The 15,293-nt window shown below is 67.6% G+C and carries 16 protein-coding genes, 2 tRNA genes and 1 riboswitch; of the genes, 8 read left to right on the plus strand and 10 right to left on the minus strand.

What is annotated here, in order from left to right; translation table 11 throughout:
- The first annotated feature begins 14 nt into the window (after positions 1–14).
- Positions 15–686 (plus strand): 2-phospho-L-lactate guanylyltransferase, encoded by a 672-nt coding sequence (gene cofC, locus ABZS29_RS32595; RefSeq protein ID WP_355467834.1) that lies wholly within the window; start codon positions 15–17, stop codon positions 684–686.
- 1 nt (position 687) lies between these two features.
- Positions 688–894, plus strand: a complete 207-nt coding sequence (locus ABZS29_RS32600; RefSeq protein WP_355467836.1) for a hypothetical protein — start codon at positions 688–690, stop codon at positions 892–894.
- An 83-nt stretch (positions 895–977) separates the two neighbouring features.
- Here the strand turns inward: ABZS29_RS32600 and ABZS29_RS32605 are convergent, their stop codons facing one another.
- The 4 genes from ABZS29_RS32605 to leuC all read right to left on the minus strand — a co-directional run bounded on the left by ABZS29_RS32605 (position 978) and on the right by leuC (position 5,314).
- On the minus strand, positions 978–1,580 hold the full coding sequence (locus ABZS29_RS32605; protein WP_355467838.1) for an HU family DNA-binding protein: 603 nt from the start codon (positions 1,578–1,580) through the stop codon (positions 978–980).
- Between the two features lie 168 nt (positions 1,581–1,748).
- The gene (gene corA / locus ABZS29_RS32610; RefSeq protein WP_355467840.1) at positions 1,749–2,909 is read right to left on the minus strand and encodes a magnesium/cobalt transporter CorA; all 1,161 of its coding nucleotides are present in this window, start codon (positions 2,907–2,909) and stop codon (positions 1,749–1,751) included.
- 366 nt (positions 2,910–3,275) lie between these two features.
- Entirely contained in the window at positions 3,276–3,875 is a 600-nt protein-coding gene (leuD, locus tag ABZS29_RS32615) for a 3-isopropylmalate dehydratase small subunit (protein ID WP_355467842.1), read from the minus strand.
- A gap of 14 nt (positions 3,876–3,889) precedes the next feature.
- Positions 3,890–5,314, minus strand: a complete 1,425-nt coding sequence (gene leuC / locus ABZS29_RS32620) for a 3-isopropylmalate dehydratase large subunit (RefSeq protein WP_355467844.1) — start codon at positions 5,312–5,314, stop codon at positions 3,890–3,892.
- 112 nt (positions 5,315–5,426) lie between these two features.
- On the opposite strand from leuC, the gene ABZS29_RS32625 reads away from it, so the two are divergent.
- Positions 5,427–6,146: an IclR family transcriptional regulator gene (locus ABZS29_RS32625; RefSeq protein ID WP_012922430.1), complete on the plus strand. Its 720-nt coding sequence runs from the start codon at positions 5,427–5,429 to the stop codon at positions 6,144–6,146.
- Positions 6,147–6,385: 239 nt separating this feature from the next.
- Here the strand turns inward: ABZS29_RS32625 and ABZS29_RS32630 are convergent, their stop codons facing one another.
- The 6 genes from ABZS29_RS32630 to ABZS29_RS32655 all read right to left on the minus strand — a co-directional run bounded on the left by ABZS29_RS32630 (position 6,386) and on the right by ABZS29_RS32655 (position 10,865).
- Positions 6,386–7,264: a nucleoside hydrolase gene (locus ABZS29_RS32630; RefSeq protein WP_355467847.1), complete on the minus strand. Its 879-nt coding sequence runs from the start codon at positions 7,262–7,264 to the stop codon at positions 6,386–6,388.
- 59 nt (positions 7,265–7,323) lie between these two features.
- A tRNA-Glu gene (locus tag ABZS29_RS32635) sits at positions 7,324–7,399 on the minus strand.
- A gap of 78 nt (positions 7,400–7,477) precedes the next feature.
- Positions 7,478–7,549, minus strand: a tRNA-Gln gene (locus tag ABZS29_RS32640).
- A 118-nt stretch (positions 7,550–7,667) separates the two neighbouring features.
- The gene (locus ABZS29_RS32645; protein ID WP_355467849.1) at positions 7,668–8,552 is read right to left on the minus strand and encodes a CPBP family intramembrane glutamic endopeptidase; all 885 of its coding nucleotides are present in this window, start codon (positions 8,550–8,552) and stop codon (positions 7,668–7,670) included.
- The gene (gene gltX / locus ABZS29_RS32650; protein ID WP_355467851.1) at positions 8,552–10,084 is read right to left on the minus strand and encodes a glutamate--tRNA ligase; all 1,533 of its coding nucleotides are present in this window, start codon (positions 10,082–10,084) and stop codon (positions 8,552–8,554) included. Before gltX ends, ABZS29_RS32645 begins: the two co-directional genes overlap by 1 nt.
- Complete coding sequence (locus ABZS29_RS32655) at positions 10,077–10,865, minus strand: fumarylacetoacetate hydrolase family protein (protein WP_355467853.1); 789 nt, start codon at positions 10,863–10,865, stop codon at positions 10,077–10,079. The genes gltX and ABZS29_RS32655 overlap by 8 nt, the downstream gene beginning before the upstream one ends.
- Before the next feature lie 41 nt (positions 10,866–10,906).
- Between ABZS29_RS32655 and ABZS29_RS32660 the strand changes: the two genes are divergently transcribed.
- The 5 genes from ABZS29_RS32660 (at position 10,907) to ABZS29_RS32680 (ending at position 15,056) form a co-directional block, all read left to right on the plus strand.
- On the plus strand, positions 10,907–11,389 hold the full coding sequence (locus ABZS29_RS32660; protein WP_355467855.1) for a GNAT family N-acetyltransferase: 483 nt from the start codon (positions 10,907–10,909) through the stop codon (positions 11,387–11,389).
- Entirely contained in the window at positions 11,386–12,252 is an 867-nt protein-coding gene (locus tag ABZS29_RS32665; protein WP_355467857.1) for a 3-methyladenine DNA glycosylase, read from the plus strand. The genes ABZS29_RS32660 and ABZS29_RS32665 overlap by 4 nt, the downstream gene beginning before the upstream one ends.
- Before the next feature lie 9 nt (positions 12,253–12,261).
- Positions 12,262–12,459: a hypothetical protein gene (locus ABZS29_RS32670; RefSeq protein WP_355467859.1), complete on the plus strand. Its 198-nt coding sequence runs from the start codon at positions 12,262–12,264 to the stop codon at positions 12,457–12,459.
- A 22-nt stretch (positions 12,460–12,481) separates the two neighbouring features.
- Positions 12,482–14,392 (plus strand): potassium transporter Kup, encoded by a 1,911-nt coding sequence (locus ABZS29_RS32675; RefSeq protein WP_355467861.1) that lies wholly within the window; start codon positions 12,482–12,484, stop codon positions 14,390–14,392.
- A gap of 82 nt (positions 14,393–14,474) precedes the next feature.
- A complete protein-coding gene (locus ABZS29_RS32680) occupies positions 14,475–15,056 on the plus strand; it encodes a DinB family protein (RefSeq protein ID WP_355467862.1) in 582 nt (193 codons plus the stop codon).
- A gap of 56 nt (positions 15,057–15,112) precedes the next feature.
- Positions 15,113–15,235: riboswitch (cobalamin riboswitch) on the plus strand.
- Positions 15,236–15,293 lie beyond the last annotated feature (58 nt).

Genomic DNA, 15,293 nt, shown 5'->3' on the forward strand with positions numbered 1-15,293 from the left:
GAGAATCCTGCCTGATGGCAGACCTACAGGTCGTTCCCTGGATCTTGGCGATCCCGGTGAAGCGTACGGCGATCGCGAAGAGCCGGCTGGCTGCGGCATACCCGCAACACCGGCCGGAGCTCGCTCGCGCCTTCGCTCTCGACACTACTGCGGCCGCGCTGGCTTCGGGCCTGGTGTGGGCGGTTCTGGTGGTCACCGACGACCCGGTGGTGGCCGCGGACGTGACCGCGGTCGGCGCCCGCGTCGTACCGGATCTGGCGGCCGACGGACTGAACGGCGCACTCCGGTACGGCGCCACGATCGCCGCTGCGGAGTTCCCGGGCCATGGGGTGGCCGCCCTGTCGGCCGACCTGCCCGCGTTGCGCCCAGCCGAGCTCACGGCCGTCCTGGCGGCCTGTGTGGCGCCACGCTCGTTCGTGATCGACCAACCAGGCACCGGTACGACGTTGCTCGCGGCCTCGGCCGGTGTCGAGCTCGATCCGCGGTTCGGGGTCGGCTCCGCCCTGGCTCACCAGGCTTCTGGCGCGGTCCCGATCGACGTACCGAACATGGACTCGGTACGGCGTGACGTCGACACCGCGGCGGATCTCGCGCACGCCGTACAGCTGGGTGTCGGTCCGGCGACCGCTGACGTGATGTCGCTGGTGCTCGGTTCCGCAACGGGGACCGAGGGCCTAGCCTGCTGATATGCAAGCCACTGTGAGCCGGTACGACAGCGAGACCTTCTCCGGAGCGGTGCTGACTGACACCGGAGTCGAGCTTCCCTTTACCGTGCATGCGATCGCGGAGACTCCGATTCGCCTGCTCCGCGTGGGACAACGCGTGCGCATCCAGACCACCGGCGACGGCGCGGACCTCGCGATCACCAAGGTCGACTTCGCAACCGTCTTGTAAACAAGCACAGTCCCTTTGGGGACAAGCGAAGGCCGGTCGCTCCTGGAGGGAGTGACCGGCCTTCTGCCGTCGTGCTAGTTACTTCAGCGTGCTGCGCGCTTGGCCGGAGCCTTCTTCGCGGCGACCTTCTTGGCGGGGGCCTTCTTGGCCGGCGCCTTCTTCGCCACGGCCTTGACCGGAGCGGCCTTCTTGGCCGGCGCCTTCTTGGCGGCGGCCTTGACCGGAGCAGCCTTCTTGGCAGCGGCCTTGACGGGCGCAGCCTTCTTGGCCGGCGCCTTCTTGGCGGCGGCCTTGACCGGAGCGGCCTTCTTGGCTGCAGCCTTGACCGGTGCGGCCTTCTTGGCCGGCGCGGCCGCCTTGGTGGCGGTCGCGGTGGCCTTCGGGGTCACCAGCTTCGGCAGCTTCTTCGCACCGGAGACAACGGCCTTCAGCTCCGCACCCGCGCGGAACTTCGGAACCACGGTCTTCTTGGCCTTGAGAACCTCGTTCGTGCGCGGGTTCCGGACCAGGCGTGCCGGGCGATCGATGGCTTCGAAGGCACCGAAACCGGTGATGGCGACCTTGCCACCCTTCTTGGTCAGCTCGCGCTGAATGGTGTCGATGATCGACTCCAGAGCGTGCTGAGCCTGGCGGCGGTTTCCGTCGAAGTGCACTGCGAGCGCTTCGACCAACTGGCTCTTGTTCACTGTCTTCCCTCCGTGAACTGGGTTGTCGAGCACAGCGCTCGATCTCTCAGGAACGTTATGGACTCCACAGGCCATTGCCAAACACCCACGCGGCATTTCGGCTTGTTTTTAGGCGATTCTTGCCACAAATCGCCCGGATCCGGTGTTCCTGCGGGCTTTTGGCCCGATTCAGAGCCAGCCGCGGCGCTTGAAGATCTGGTGCAGACCGACACACACCAACCCCATCAGGCCGATCGCGAACGGGTATCCGTACTGCCAGTGCAGCTCTGGCATGTTGTCGAAGTTCATCCCGTAGACGGTGCCGATCAAGGTCGGTGCGAACAGGATCGCCGCCCAGGCGGAGATCCGCTTCACTTCTTCGTTCTGCTCGCTGCCGGCCAGGGCCAGACTCTTCATCTCTTCGTTCTGCTGCTGGGCCACGAGGGTCGCGTTCACGGTCAGGATGTCGCGCAGCAGTTCGCGGAAACCGTCGACCTTCTCCACGACCTCGGTGACGTGGTCGGCCACGTCGCGCAGGTACCGCTGCAGTTCCTCGTCGACGCCGTACTTGTCGAAGCCGCCGCGCAGACCTTGGAGGATCCCGACCAGCGGCCGGGTCGCGCGCTGGAACTCGATCACCTCACGGGACAACTCGTAGATGCGCCGCGACACCTTCGGGTCACCGCGGAACACCTCGGTCTCGATCTCGTCGATGTCGTTCTCGAGACCGGCGACCACCGGGGCGTAGCCGTCGACGACCTTGTCCATGATCGCGTAGAGCACGGCTTCGGTGCCGAGGTTGAGCAGCTCGGGGTCGTGCTCGACCCGGCGCCGAACCGCTGCCAGGTTGGGCGCTTCGGCATGCCGGACCGTCACCACGAAGTCCGGGCCGACGAACACGTGCACCTCGCCGAACTCGACCTCCTCGGTCGCGTCCCGGTACCGCGCGGCCTTCAGGACGACGAACAACGTGTCGCCGTACCGCTCGAGCTTCGGCCGCTGATGGGCCTGGATGGCGTCCTCGACGGCCAGCTCGTGCAGGTCGAACTCCTTGGCCAACGAGTTCAGCTCGCGCTGGTCCGGCCGGTACAGGCCGATCCAGGCCAGGCCCCGCGGTGCGTTGCGGAGCACGCGATACGTCTCGGCGAGGGATTCCGGTGAGGCGATCCGGCGGCCGTCGCAGTAGATCGCGCTGTCGACAACGCTGTGCCCCTTGGGCTTGGCGTTGTCGCGCGGCTTCTCGACGGCCGGCTCGATCACGGGAGCGGGCGCGGCATGCTTACGCGCGGTGCCACGCAGTGACGGCGTACGGCTGAAGGCGCGCATCGTGCGCAGGCGCAGGTCGGACATGAGTCCTCCAGGTGCGGTGGAACGGGTGAGTGAGCGCATGTCACGTCTGCCCGACCACTACTGCAGGAGGAGAGAAAACTCAGCCTCACAAAGGTCGAGCGAGACCCATATGTCTGGAGGGTTCGCTGTTCATCAGCGCCTCACCTCCTTGGTCTCGCAAGCCTTGTTCTGACAACCCTCGCAAGGGTAACACCAGAGTTATCGCCCCCGAACCGGCAAACGTTACTGCACCATTGGCGACGCCTCCGGCGCCGCAGGTCATGGGGCCTTGATTCCCGTTCTTCCCTCGTCGCTCCAGTCGCTGCGCTCCCTGCGCTCCTCAGTCCAGAACGGGGGCCCCATGACCGGGGCGAAAACTCTGTCTGTTCAGGCCTTTGCCGGCAGGGTGGCCGGCTTGAAGGCCGGCCGGGTCGCCTCGTACGCCGAGATGTCGGCCTCGTGGGACAAGGTGATGCCGACGTCGTCGAGACCGTTCAGCAGCCGGTACCGCGTGTAGTCGTCGATCTCGAACGGCGCCGACAGCTCACCGGCGGAGATCGTCTTCGCCTCGAGATCGACGGTCACCTTGGTGCCCGGGTCCTTCTCGATCGTTGCCCACAACTGCTCGACGACGTCCTGGGTGACCAGGGCGGCGAGCAGTCCGGCCTTGCCGGAGTTGCCGCGGAAGATGTCACCGAACCGCGAGCAGACCACGACCCGGAAGCCGTAGTCGAGCAGGGCCCAGACCGCATGCTCCCGCGACGATCCGGTACCGAAGTCCGGTCCGGCCACGAGCACCGAGACACCGTCGTACTCCGGCTGGTTCAGGACGAACTCGGGATCGTTGCGCCAGGCAGCGAACAGGCCGTCCTCGAAACCGGTCCGGGTGACCCGCTTCAGGTACACGGCCGGGATGATCTGGTCGGTGTCGACGTTGCTGCGCCGCAGCGGGGCCGCCGTACCGATGTGCTGGGTGAAGGCATCCATGATTCTTCTGCTCCTCAGGCGTTCGCGGGGACGGCGACGGGCGGCAGGTCGGCCGGGGCCGCGAGGGTCCCGGTGACGGCGGTCGCGGCGGCGACCAGCGGCGAGACCAGGTGCGTCCGTCCGCCCTTGCCCTGCCGGCCTTCGAAGTTGCGGTTCGAGGTGGAGGCGCTGCGCTCACCGGGAGCCAGCGTGTCCGGGTTCATTCCCAGGCACATCGAGCAGCCCGCGCCGCGCCACTCGGCGCCGGCGTCCTTGAAGATCTTGTCCAGGCCCTCGGACTCGGCCTGCAGCCGGACCCGCCCCGAGCCCGGTACGACGAGCATCCGGGTGCCCTCGGCAACCTTCCGCCCGGCCAGTACGCCGGCGGCCGCGCGCAGGTCCTCGATCCGGCCGTTGGTGCAGGAGCCGAGGAAGACCGTGTCCACCTTGACCTCGCGCAACGGCGTACCGGCGGTGAGGCCCATGTACTCCAGCGCGCGCTCGGCGGCCTTCTTGTCGTTCTCGTTGTCGAAGTCGTCCGGCGACGGCACGGTGGCCGACAGCGGCACACCCTGACCGGGGTTGGTGCCCCAGGTGACGAACGGCGCGATGTCCTCGGCGCGCAGCACGACCTCACGGTCGAAGGTCGCGTCCTCGTCGGTGGCCAGGCTCTTCCAGTACTCGACCGCGGCTTCCCAGTCGACGCCCTCCGGCGCGTGCGGCTTGCCCTTCAAGTACTCGAAGGTGGTCTCGTCCGGCGCGATCATGCCGGCCTTGGCGCCCCACTCGATCGACATGTTGCAGATCGTCATGCGGGCTTCCATGCTCAGCGCGCGGATCGCCTCGCCGCGGTACTCGACGATGTAGCCCTGGCCGCCGCCGGTGCCGACCTGCGCGATCAGCGCGAGCACCAGGTCCTTGGCCGAAACACCTTCAGGCAGTACGCCGTCGACCGTGACCGCCATCGTCTTCGGGCGGGCCTGCATCAGCGTCTGGGTCGCCAGCACGTGCTCGACCTCGCTGGTACCGATGCCGAAGGCAATCGCACCGAACGCGCCGTGCGTGGAGGTGTGGCTGTCACCGCAGACCACAGTCATGCCGGGCTGGGTCAGGCCGAGCTGCGGGCCGATCACGTGCACGACGCCCTGGTCCGGGTCGCCGAGCGTGTGGATCCGGATCCCGAACTCCTCGGCGTTCTTGCGCAGCGTCTCGACCTGCGTGCGCGAGACCGGGTCAGCGATCGGCTTGTCCACATCGAACGTCGGGACGTTGTGGTCCTCGGTCGCGATCGTCAGGTCGGGCCGCCGTACGGGCCGGTTGGCCAGCCGTAGCCCGTCGAAGGCCTGCGGACTCGTCACCTCGTGCACCAGGTGGAGATCGATGTAGAGGAGGTCGGGCTCTCCGTCTGCATGGCGCACCACGTGCGCGTCCCAGACCTTTTCCGACAACGTCCTACCCATCAGACTCTCCTTTGAGGTTTCCTGTGTGGTGAGGGTGCTTTCGCTCACAGTGCTCTCGATCGAGGCTCTCGAGCGACTTGCGTTCCACGATTCGAGACGGCAGTATCGTCTCATGGACAACTCTAGCGGAGTCGGCGTGCTCGACAAAGCAGCTCTCGTTCTGTCCGCACTCGAATCCGGGCCGGCGACCCTGGCCGGACTCGTGGCGGCGACAGGGCTGGCGAGGCCGACGGCACACCGGTTGGCGGTCGCTCTCGAGCACCACCGGCTGGTCGGCCGGGACATGCAGGGACGCTTCGTGCTCGGCCCGCGACTCAGCGAGTTGGCGTCGGCCGCTGGCGAGGACCGGCTGCTCGCCACCGCCGGTCCGGTGCTCGCGCGACTGCGGGACATCACTGGTGAATCGGCCCAGTTGTTCCGTCGTCAAGGCGAGTACCGCGTCTGTGTCGCCGCTGCCGAGCGTCCGTCCGGTCTGCGCGACACCGTGCCCGTGGGAAGCCAGCTGACCATGGCGGCCGGGTCGGCTGCCCAAATACTGCTTGCCTGGGAGGACCCGGAGCGCATGCACCGCGGCCTTCACAACGCGACCTTCAACGCGGCCGCACTGGCCGGCGTACGGCGTCGCGGCTGGGCGCACTCGGTCGGTGAGCGCGAGCAGGGCGTTGCCTCGGTCTCCGCACCGGTCCGCTCCCCCAGCGGCAAGGTGATCGCCGCCGTCTCGGTTTCCGGTCCGATCGAGCGCCTGTCCCGTCAGCCCGGCCGCATGCACGCCCCCGCCGTCATGGCCGCTGCCGAGCGCCTCTCCGAGGCTCTGCGTCGCGCCTCGGAGTAATCAGTTTTCAGAAATAGACGCTGGCCGCCTCCCGATCGGAGGCGGCCAGTGGCATATCTAGCGTCCGACAGCCACAAGATGGAGGTGGCCGGTGGCCTATCTACAGTCGGGGAGCCACGAGACGGAGTCGGCCGGCGGCGACGATCCCGTGCGGCGATCTCCTCGCTAGCGACCCGCAGCCACGATCCGGAGGCGGACCGGCGGCACATCTACAGCCCCGCAGCGACGGGCCAGGGTTCCTAGCGCCCGGCGGCGACGATTCGTGCGGTGATCTCCTCGGCAACAGCCGGCGCATCCAACTCGGTGACGATGCGCACGGTGCCAGTCGGATCCGGTGTGAACGTGCTGAGACCGTCGGCGCCGATCGCGACGCGGCCACGCTCCGACACCGTGAACAGATCCGGCCGAGCCAAGGTCAGGACCGCGACCGGGTCGTGCGGGACGTTCCACGTCTCGTTCCAGTACGCCCACCACTGCTCGATGTCCGCGCCCAGCGCCGCCCCGAGCGGCCCAGCGGCCCGAATCCGTTGCAGCAGTGGATCCGTGATGCTGACCTGCCGGGTGATCTCGATCGCAGTGATCGTGGTGGGGATCCCCGCGGTGAGGACAGCTCGCGCCGCCACGTCATCACTCTTGAAGTTGTGCTCGGGCTCGGCGTCCGCGCCGAACCAGCCGCCCATGACCCACAGGTGATGGATCCAGTCCACGATCCGCGGCTCCAGCTCAAGCGCGGCGGCGAGATTGGTCAGCGGGCCGATCGCAACCACATCAAGCTCGCCTTGGTTGCTGCGCAGCCGTTCGATCAGGTCCTCGGGCGCACTGCCCGGCGCGAAGGTTTCTGCCTCCAGGTTCTCGTGGAGCGTGCCCTCGTGTCCGGCCCACCACACTTCCCGCCCCGACAGCGGTTCCGCGGTTCCCGCGACCACGGTCAGGTCGCGTCCGGACAGAGCGCCGTACCGGCGGGCGACCTGGGCGCGCAGCCGGGTGTCGCCGTACACGGTGTGGATCGCGACCAGGTCGAAACCGGGTGTCCCGAGAATCAGCGCCAGCGCCATCGCGTCGTCGACGTCGGAACCGATGTCGGTGTCGAGAATCACCCGGTGGGAATCAGCAGCCATGCTCCGAGTCTCCCAGAACGACAAAGACCCTCAACCGATGAGATTGAGGGTCTTCTCTCTGGTAGCCCCGACGGGATTCGAACCCGCGCTACCGCCTTGAGAGGGCGGCGTGCTAGGCCGCTACACAACGGGGCCAGAGTTTTGCCGACCGGCCCTTGCGGGCCGGGCAACGAGGTTGAACTTTACCGATTTTCACCGGTGCGGTCCAATCCGCTGGGGTACTAGGACTCGAACCTAGACTAACTGAACCAGAATCAGACGGGCTGCCAATTACCCCATACCCCAAAGGCATTTCACTGAGCTGGAGAGTTTGTTTCCGCCCTCACCAACCCGGCTCGGAGAGCTTACCCGAGGCTGGTCCCGGACACCAAAACGAGGTCCCCCGGGCGGGTTGTCACTCCTGTCACACCAGCCTCGGCAGCTGCGCCAGCGGCAACCTGCAGGTGGTTTCCAGCTGCTCCCGGCGGCTGATCAGCAGCACAACCGCGCCGAAAGCGGCGAACTTCGCGATGTCGAGAATCACCAACGACCACGGCGCATCCGTGGCTCCAAGACTCGACCCGACGGAGTTGGTCAGGGCGGCGTAGATGAACGTCACGACGTTGTTGGCCGCGTGCGCCGCGATCGAGGCCTCGAGTCCGCCGGTGCGGATCGCCAGAATGCCGGCGACCATGCCGAAGGCGAAGCGGTCCAGGAACAGCGCGGGACTCTGCCACGGCCAGACGCCGTGCGCCATCGTGAACAACACAGTCGTCACCAGCACCGCCACCAGCGGGCTCCGCACGAACGCACCGACGCCCTGCAACAGGTAGCCGCGGAAGAAGTACTCCTCCCCGGCGGCCTGGAACGTCGACGTCAGCAGCGCGACGGCGATCACTCCGACGACATCCGGCGCCATCCCGGACTTGCTGTTGTCGAGTACGTCGACCACACCGGTCTTGAGCACGAGGAGCGCCAGCAGCTCGAGCGCGACCGCGGCCGCCGCGAACCAGGCCAGCGGCTTCCAGCGCAGCCGGCCGACCACCGACGACAGCAGTCCCGGCGTCTGCCGGTTCAGGAGCCGAGCGATCCAGATGCTCAACGGGATCAGCGAGATCAGGTAGAAGTTCGTCATCAGGAGCGTGATCCACGACGTCGTCCCCGGCGGATCCACCCGGATCGCCCGTCCGATGCTCAGGAACACGATCCCGGCGATCATCCAGCCGACGAAGATCGTCAGGGCGCCGAGAACGACGTACCCGGTGGGCGCCTGGTCGTTCTTCAACAGGCGTTGGTACGTCGGGGCCATCAGTGCTCCACCTTCACGAGCGCCTGCTCGATCCGCCGCAGAGAGGTCTCCCGGCCGAGCAGCTCCATCGATTCGAACAGGGGCGGCGAGACCCGGCGGCCGGAGATCGCCACCCGGACCGGGCCGAAGGCGTTCTTCGGCTTCAGGCCGAGCCCATCGACCAGTGCGGAGCGCAACGCGGCCTCGATCGCCTCGGTGGTCCACTCGACGGCTGCGAGAGCGGTGGTCGCGGCCTCCAGCACCCTCCCGGCGTCGCCGGCCAGCACCTTCGCGGCAGCGTCCGGGTCGATCGCGAAACGGTCGCCCGCGAACAGGAAGCCGAGCAGTTCGACCGACTCCCCCATCGCGTCCATCCGCTCCCGCACCAGCGGTACGGCGGCCCGCAGTACGGCGAGTTGTTCGTCACTAGGCACGGTCGGCAGATACCCGGCCGTGACGAGGAACGGGACCGTCCGCGCAGCGAACTCGTCCGGCGGCAGCATCCGCATATGCGCGGCGTTGATCGCCTCGCACTTCTTCTGATCGAAGCGGGCGGCGTTCGAGTTCACCTTGCGGATGTCGAAGGCCTCGATCATCTCCGTCATCGTGAACACGTCGCGGTCGTCGGCGATCGACCAGCCGAGCAAAGCCAGGTAGTTCAGCAGGCCCTCCGGCAGGAAGCCCTGGGTCCGGTACTCGTCCAGGCCCGCGCCGAGGTCGCGCTTGGACAGCTTCTTGTTGCCTTCGGAACCCATCACCATCGGCAGGTGCCCGAACCGCGGCGTCCGGCCGGCGCCGATCCCGATCTCGGCGAGCGCCTCGTAAAGCGCGATCTGCCGGGGCGTCGAGGAGAGCAGGTCCTCGCCGCGCAGGACGTGGGTGATGTCCATCAGCGCGTCGTCGACCGGGTTCACCAGTGGGTAGAGCGGATAACCGTTGGCCCGGACCAGCACGTAGTCGCCGAGGTTCTCCGGGAGGAACGTGATCTCACCACGGACCAGGTCGTCGAAGACGATCGGCCGGTCCGGCATCCGCAGCCGGACGACCGGCCGCCGGCCCTCGCCACGGAACGTCTCCGCCTGCTCGGCGGTCAGCTCGCGGCAGTGGCCGTCGTACCCGCTGGGCTGTCCGGCCGACCGCGCGCTCTCGCGGCGGTCGTCGAGCTCCTCCTGCGAGCAGTAGCAGTGATACGCCTTCCCGGCCGCCATCAGCTTGGCGACGACGTCGGCGTAGATGTCCATCCGCTCGGACTGCAGGTAGGGCCCGTGCTCGCCACCGGCCTCCGGACCCTCGTCCCAGGTCAGGCCGAGCCAGCGCAGCGCGTCGAGCGTGTACTCCAGCGCCTCGGGGGTGTTGCGGACCTGGTCGGTGTCCTCGATCCGCAGTACGAGCTTGCCGCCGTAGTGCCGGGCGAAGGCCCAGTTGAACAAGGCACTGCGGATGTTGCCGACGGTGAGCAGACCGGTCGGGGACGGTGGGAACCGGACCCTGACCTGCTCGGGTGCGAGGCCGCCTAAGACGTCCTCGTCATCGCGGGCGGGCCGCTCAGTCACGCACGATCACCCTGTTCGTCAGGGTTCCGAGACCTTCGACGGTGATCGAGACCGAGTCACCGGGCAGCATCGGGCCGACGCCCGCCGGCGTACCGGTCAGGACGACGTCACCGGGCAGCAGCGTGGTGAACGAGGTGATGTGGGCCAGCACGGTCGGGATGTCGAAGATGAACTGCGACGTCCGCCCGTCCTGCTTGGTCTCGCCGTTGAGCGTCGTGGTCACCCGCAGATCCGCCACGTCGAGGTCGGTCTGGATCCACGGGCCGAGCGGGCAGAACGTGTCGTAGCCCTTGGCCCGGGCCCACTGCCCGTCGGACTTCTGCAGGTCGCGCGCGGTCACGTCGTTGGCGATCGTGTAACCGAAGATCACTTCCTCGGCGCGCTCCTTGGGCAGGTCCCGGCAGATCCGGCCGATCACGATCGCCAGCTCGCCCTCGAACTGCAGGTCGTTGGTCTGCTCGGGGTAGACGATGCCGTCCAGCGGGCCGATCACCGAGGTGTTCGGCTTCAGGAAGATCATCGGCTCGGTCGGCACCTCGTTGCCCAGCTCGGCCGCGTGCGCGGCGTAGTTCCGCCCGACGCAGACCACCTTGCTGCGCGGGATCACCGGGGCCAGCAGCCGAACTTCGGCCAGCTGCAGCCGCTCTCCGGTGAGCTGGACCGGCCGGTAGAGCGGGTCGGAGTCGAGGACGGCAACAGTGCCGACAAGGCCTTCGGGGTCGTCGGTCTCGACGATGCCGTACTTCGGTTCGTCGTCGACGGAAAATCTGGCGATACGCACGGGCCGAGCCTACCGTCGCGATGGAATGAGACAGTGGTGCGGTGACGACCGACATCCGCCAGGCGCTCCCGGAGGAGTACGACGCCGCCGGTGAACTGACCGTTGCCGCCTACAGCCAGGACGGTTTCGTCCGCGGTGAGTACGCGATGACGCTGCGTGCCGCCGCCGACCGGGCCGCCAAGGCCGAGCTCTGGGTCGCGGCCGACGAGACCGGGCTGCTCGGCACGGTCACCTACTGCCCGCCGGGCTCCGTCTACCGCGAGATCGCGCTTGAGAACGAGGGCGAGTTCCGGATGCTCGGAGTCGCCGGGCGCGCGCGGGGACTGGGGATCGGGACCGCTCTGACCGAGCGCTGCATCGAGCGGACCCGTGAGCTCGGCCTGCCGCGGCTGGTGCTCTGTTCTGCTGTCTATATGAAGCCTGCCCACCGCATCTACGAGCGGCTGGGCTTCTCCCGGCTGCCCGAGCGCGACTGGTCCCCGATTCCCGGTGTCGATCTCTACGCGTTCGCCCTGGACCTATGACCACGACGCCTGTCCGAGTGGAACTACCCCGGAGCGAGTGGGAGCCCTTCCAGCGCGCGCACGCTCAGCGAGTCGACGAACTCCTCGCCGGTCACCTCGCCCGCCGTGAGCGCCGGGAAGCGCATCCAGTCGAGGACTTCCTTTTCACGTACTACCCAACCCGGCCGAACCAGCTACGCATCTGGCATCCCGGCCCGGGGCTGCGGTTGCTCGAGGCCCCCGAGTACGCCGATCGCCGGGGCTACGTGGTTGTCGACGGTGCCGCGCAGCTCGACCCGGCCGAGATCGACCGGCGGGTGGACAGCATCCGGTGGATCCGCGCGCTACTCGCGTCCACCTTGGATCGGCAACCGCAGTTCGGCTGCTTCGGCTTGCACGAATGGGCGATGGTGTACCGGACGGACGCCGTACGGCATCAGAAGTGGCCGCTGCGATTGGGGGCCGAGGGCACCGATCAGGTGGTCGAGTCGCACAAGATCGGCTGCTCGCACTTCGACGCGTTCCGGTTCTTCACCGACGCGGCCCGGCCGCTGAACGTACTGCAGCCGACCCGCGAGGCGCAGCCGCAGCTGGAACAGGGCGGTTGCCTGCACGCCAACATGGACCTCTACAAGTGGGCCACCAAGCTCGCGCCGTTCACGCCGAGCTCGCTCGTCCTGGACTGCTTCGAGCTGGCCCACGACATCCGGACCCTCGACATGCGCGCCTCTCCTTATGATCTGGCGCCGCTCGGCTATCCGCCCGTCCAGATCGAAACCCCCGCCGGCAAGGCCGAGTACGCCGCCGCCCAGCGCACGTTCGCCGCCCGCGCCCGCCCGCTCCGCGAGCGACTCGTAGCCCTGTGCAACCAACTTCTGGACTAACCTCCGTCCATGGGAAAGATCGTCGCCATCGCTTTCGGGGTGTTGCTGACCGCGCTCGGCGCCGTCTGGGCCCTGCAGGGGCTCGGGTACCTGAAAGGCAGCTCGATGACCGGCAGTTCGCTGTGGGCCATCCTCGGGCCGATCGTCGCCGCGTTCGGTGTCTCGTTGCTGATCGTGGCGATCCGGGGGCCGCGCTCGAAGCGGTAGCCACCGTGCTTCAATTCCTAGCGTGACGAGCCAGACGACGGGGGCACGGACCCCGGCCAAGGTCGCTTTGATGATCGGCGCCCTCGGCGTCGTCTTCGGCGACATCGGGACCAGTCCGATCTACACGATCCAGACGATCTTCAATCCGGGCGACCCGCACCCGGTGGAGACCGCGCTGCCGAACGTCTACGGGATCATCTCGCTGATCTTCTGGTCGGTCACCATCATCGTGACGATCAAGTACGTGCTGCTCGTCCTGCGCGCCGACAACGACGGCGAGGGCGGCATCCTGGCGATGATCACCCTGATCCAGAACATCCCCCGGGCCAGCGGACGCCGGACGACGGTGATCCTGGCCGGGCTCGGGATCTTCGGCGCGTCGTTGTTCTTCGGCGACTCGATGATCACGCCGGCCATCTCCGTGCTGTCGGCGGTCGAGGGGGTGAAGGTGATCCAGCCCGGGCTGCACGCCTGGGTGGTGCCGATCACCGCGGTGATCATCATCGGCCTGTTCAGTGTGCAGAAGCACGGCAGCGGGCGGATCGGGCGCTCGTTCGGGCCGATCATGATCGTCTGGTTCGTGACGATCGCCGTCTGCGGAATCGGCGGCATCATCGACCACCCGAGCATCCTCAAGGCGCTCTCGCCGACGTACGCGCTGAGCTTCCTGACCGGCAACTTCGGCACCGCCTTCTTCGCGCTGGCGGCCGTCGTACTGGCGATCACCGGCGCCGAGGCCCTGTACGCCGACCTCGGGCACTTCGGCCGGCAGCCGATCACGCGGGCCTGGCTGTTCCTCGTTTTCCCGGCGTGCATCCTGAGCTACCTCGGCCAAGGCGCCCTGGTGCTCGAGGACCCGAACGGTTACACCAGCCCGTTCTTCCTGCTCGTGCCCGAGTGGGGCCGGATCCCGATGGTGTTGCTGGCGACGGCCGCGACCGTGATCGCCTCGCAGGCCGTCATCACCGGCGCCTTCTCGGTCGCCCACCAGGCCGTCCGGCTCGGCTACCTGCCGCGGCTGCGGATCCAGTACACGTCCACCGAGACGGCCGGGCAGATCTACGTCCCCTGGGTGAACTGGGCGCTGATGATCGCCGTACTGACGCTGGTGTTCGCGTTCGAGACCTCGGCCGCCCTGGCCTTCGCCTTCGGGATGGCGGTCACCGGGACGATCGTCATCAACTCGCTGCTGTTCTTCTACATCGTGCGGAACCACTGGCAGAAGCCGTTGTGGATGGTCATCATCGGCGCGGCCTTCTTCCTCTCGGTCGAACTGCTGTTCCTCGGCGCGAACCTGACCAAGTTCGTCCACGGCGCCTGGCTGCCGCTGCTGATCGCGGTCAGCGTCTTCACGGTCCTGACCACCTGGCAGCAGGGCCGCCAACTCGTTACCGCCAAACGCGAGCGCGAAGAAGGCCCGCTGCGCGAGTTCATCGACACCCTGCACGAGCGCCCGATGACCCGCGTCGACGGTACGGCGGTCTTCCTCAATCGCGGCAACACCACCGTGCCGCTGGCGATGCGTGCCAACGTCGAGCACAACCACGTCCTGCACAAGAACGTGGTGATCCTCTCCATCGAGACCATCACCGTGCCGCACGCCCCGGACGAGGACCGCATCGTCGTCGACGACCTCGGCTACACCGACGACGGCATCATCCACGTCACCGCCCGCCTCGGCTACGTCGAGAGCGCCGACGTCCCCGCGATCCTCAACCAGGCCGCCGCCCAGAGCACCGAACTCACCGTCGACCCCGACGACACCTCCTACTTCCTCTCCGCCATCGAACTCAAGCTCGGAGACACCCCCGGCCTCCCCCGCTGGCGCAAACACCTCTTCCTCGCGACCACCGCCATCACCGCCGACGCCGCCGAGTACTTCCACCTCCCCCGCGAACAGGTCGTCATCGTGGGGTCGCAGATCACCGTCTGACCAGGGCGTTTGACTTCACCGCACTCCAGAGGGAGACTTCGAACAGGTGTTCGAATAGATCTTCGAGTGGAGTGGTGCGGTCATGCCCGAGGCGTTCGACTGGGAGATCCTGCATCGGCCGTCGGCGATGGCCATGGTGCGGGGGCAGCTGGGGTTCAGTTGGATGGTGCTGTCCGGGCGGTTGGCGCGACTGACGGACGAGGAGTACTTCTGGCAGCCGCAGGGCGAGGCGCTCACCGTCGTGCGGCGGCACTACTCGGGGCATTACCGGCCACTCGGATCCGGCGAGTGGGTGGCGCAGTGGCCGGACGAGCCTGATCATCGGGGGCCGCGGACGATCGCCTGGCTGATCGCGCACCTGACCGAGACCTTCTTCGAGCGGTGGGAGTGGACGTTCGGGCCACGGCAGCAGAGCCGGACCGACATCACCTTGCACGGGAACGCGCGGGACGCGGTGGCGTGGCTGACGCACTGGGTGGAGGCGTGGCAGGAGGGGATCGCGTCGTTGCCGGAGGAGCAGGTGACGACCGTGGGGCTGAGTCAGGCCACCGAACTGGACGCCGGCGAACCGTTCGGGCACGTCGTACTGCGGCTCAACCGGGAGCTGATCCATCACGGTTCGGAGATCATGACGCTCCAGGACCTGTATGGCGTCGCGGCCTGAAGACCACAACATGTGGATGCGCGGCGTGTCGGCACCACTAGATATGGGGTCTGACTTAGAGTCTTCCTGCTGGCGGTCAGGGGAATCCGGTGTGAGTCCGGAGCTGCCCCGCAACGGTGAGCGGAGCCATGGAGTCGTGGCCGCGAGTCCGGATACCTGTCGCCGGCGTGTGCACCGCCGGTGCACGCGGTCCGAGACCTCGAGGGTGGGTCGCAGGGCGAGACGACAGCTTTCCGG

Source organism: Kribbella sp. NPDC005582 (genome assembly GCF_040605415.1).
GTDB lineage: Bacteria > Actinomycetota > Actinomycetes > Propionibacteriales > Kribbellaceae > Kribbella.